At 38.7% G+C, this 2,718-nt stretch carries 3 protein-coding genes; all 3 read right to left on the bottom strand.

All coding sequences use genetic code 11. The features are described 5' to 3' along the window. Positions 1-368: 368 nt before the first annotated feature. The 3 genes from speD to BM135_RS16255 all read right to left on the bottom strand — a co-directional run bounded on the left by speD (position 369) and on the right by BM135_RS16255 (position 2,534). Positions 369-1,163, bottom strand: coding sequence for an adenosylmethionine decarboxylase (speD, locus tag BM135_RS16265; protein ID WP_092521566.1), 795 nt, complete (start codon positions 1,161-1,163; stop codon positions 369-371). Between the two features lie 28 nt (positions 1,164-1,191). Then, entirely contained in the window at positions 1,192-2,055 is an 864-nt protein-coding gene (gene speE, locus BM135_RS16260; RefSeq protein ID WP_092521564.1) for a polyamine aminopropyltransferase, read from the bottom strand. A gap of 131 nt (positions 2,056-2,186) precedes the next feature. Continuing rightward, complete coding sequence (locus BM135_RS16255) at positions 2,187-2,534, bottom strand: YacC family pilotin-like protein (RefSeq protein ID WP_092521557.1); 348 nt, start codon at positions 2,532-2,534, stop codon at positions 2,187-2,189. Positions 2,535-2,718: the final 184 nt, after the last annotated feature.

Here is a 2,718-nt window from a genome sequence, read left to right as displayed (position 1 = left end):
GTTTGGAAACAAGCCAAATATCACTGGCGACGTTTTATCACCTGGACTCAGGACACAATGGAGGATGAGCTAAATACGCTATTGGACGGTTATGGCGAACAATTTGTAATTAATTTTTCTTGAGCACTTAGTTAGATAACAAATTTAATTGTAAAACGACTAAACTATATTTATTTAAATTATTTTTAATTATTGTTTTTTGGGTTATCGTTTTAATATTTCTATATCAGAATGATAAATCCTATTTTTATTATCCATTATTTTTAAGATCAATAAATATGCTTTTTAGTAAGTTACTTAATTGAAGCATAAAGATAAAGGTTATATTATATTCTTCCAGTCAAATAGATCAGGTCGAGTGCGAATTTCTATAGGTCGGGTAAATTTCGGCCGTAATAGATTTCCTGTATCTCTTTTTTAAGTAAATGGGTTATTTCTTTCTTTTCCGTTTCACGCAGTTCTTCAGCTGTGGTATTGAATAAATATTCATTCAGATCAAATTCTTTCAACATCATTTTGGTATGGAAAAGATTTTCCTGAAAAATATTTACATCAATCATATAGTACTGAGATTGGATTTCTTCTGTCACATAATTTTGGATAGAATTAATTTCATGATCGATATAGTGTTTTACGCCATTAATATCCCGAGTAAAACCACGAACACGATAATCCATCGTCACAATATCAGATTCCAATTCATGTATCAGATAATTCAGCGCCTTAAGGGGAGAAATAACACCGCAGGTTGACACTTCAATATCTGCTCTGAAAGTACATATACCACCATCTGGATGGCTTTCCGGATAGGTATGCACACAGATATGGCTCTTGTCCAAGTGGGCAATGACAGAATCGGGGAGTGGGCCAGGGTTTTCCGTATTGTCCACAAGGTTGGGATCAATAGGCTCTTCACTAATCAGAATGGTAACGCTCGCACCTTGTGGATCATAGTCTTGGCGGGCAATATTAAGAATGTTTGCACCAATGATTGAACAGGTTTCACTGAGTATTTCAGTTAGGCGGGTTGCATTATACTGTTCATCAATGTACGCGATATAACTGTCGCGATCGGCATTCGTTTTTGCATAACAGATGTCGTAAATACAAAAACTCAAGCTTTTTGTTAGATTATTAAAGCCGTGCAATTTCAGTTTGCGCAATTTAACTCACCTCCCGGATGATGGGTGATTATGGGTTTCCAGATAGCGCATTCAGTAAGTATTGCGGTAGTGCAAAACTTCCTGCATGTACAGCTGGTGTGTAGTAACGGCAGGTTATGCCTGCATCTTCAAAACGTTGTTGTAGTATTGTCAGAGGCACCTGACGTAAGGCGATATTCTGTGTTGCCCATACAAACGTCATGATTCCACCGTAATAGGTTGGAATGGCGGCTTGGTAAAAACTGCTGTCAGCAAAATAATGAGTTAACTTCTTATGGCTATTAATAGCTTCATCTTGTTGCAGGAAACAAACACCGTTTTGGGCTACAAAAATACCTCCGTCGCTCAGGCAACGAGCGCAGCCTGCATAAAATTCAGAGGTAAACAGGCTTTCACCTAGCCCTGCGGGGTCGGTACAATCAGAAATGATGACATCAAATTTTTCAGATGTGGTTTTGACAAAATTAACGCCGTCGTCAATCACTAGGTTGAAACGGAGATCGTCATAAGCTCCAGCGCTATGGTTTGGCAAATACTGGCGGCAGAATTCGACGACATCAGCATCAATTTCTACCATTGTGATATTGTCGAGATAGTTATGGCGGCAAACTTCACGTAGCATCCCACCATCACCACCGCCAATGATCAATACTTTTTTGGCTTGACCGTGGGCAAATAGTGGCACATGAGCCATCATTTCATGATAGATAAATTCATCACGCTCTGTAGTTTGCACTACACCATCAAGTGCCATGATGCGACCTAGTTCTGCATTTTCGAAAATGATTAGATTTTGATGCTCAGTTTTATCGTGATAGAGCACGCTTTCAACGGCGAAATACTGACCGAAATTAGAATGTAACGTTTCATACCAAATTTCTTTTTGTGACATCTTCTGGCATTCCTCCACTGTGATATTCATAGGCATTAGGTGCATATAGATAGAGCACATAGTAACCAACTATTCACGTAGTTGTCACTTAGTTTCAACATGAAATTAACCTGTAGAAGTATCCAAAGGAGTTATTTTACATAGGAGAGTAAACCGAGGGAGTTCCGTGCAAAAGAGTGGCATTTAGTCTCATGAGGCAGGCTGATTCCCTTCAAGTCGTTGTATCCTAATCTCTTTAGCTCCAGCATTAACTGAGTGTCATAGTTACTGAGATCCCATTTTTGACGTTGGGCAAAATAGAAAATGGCGTGCTGAATTTGACTCTTCGGGATTTGACTATAGCCACAGTCAAATTTTAGATAAATAAAGACTGCCTCTAGATCTGCAAGCTCTTCTGCTTCATTTTCAGACAGCGCGTTTGCCGGTTGAGCAAAAATAAACAGAGCCAGAATGTACATGAATAAGGTAATTTTTTGCATAATTCTATTATACGGATTTTCTACTGATTGACATAAATTAACATACTAATATAGTTAGATTACCCTTTGACATTCTCCCCGGCCTAAAGCTGTCTCTTAGTCACATCTCCACATCAACCGATTTAGCCAGTAAATACCCATCAATAAGCGTTTGTAGCAGGAACCAGCCTTCCCATAGTCTTTC

Source organism: Xenorhabdus japonica, from assembly GCF_900115195.1.
In the GTDB taxonomy this organism is placed as follows: Bacteria; Pseudomonadota; Gammaproteobacteria; order Enterobacterales; family Enterobacteriaceae; genus Xenorhabdus; species Xenorhabdus japonica.
This window is presented reverse-complemented; position numbering and strand designations above follow the sequence as displayed.

What these genes read in the sequence shown, in the direction of transcription:
- speE (WP_092521564.1), bottom strand. Translation starts at nt 2,055, where the DNA reads ATGTCACAAAAAGAAATTTGGTATGAAACGTTACATTCTAATTTCGGT.
- BM135_RS16255 (WP_092521557.1), bottom strand. Translation starts at nt 2,534, where the DNA reads ATGCAAAAAATTACCTTATTCATGTACATTCTGGCTCTGTTTATTTTT.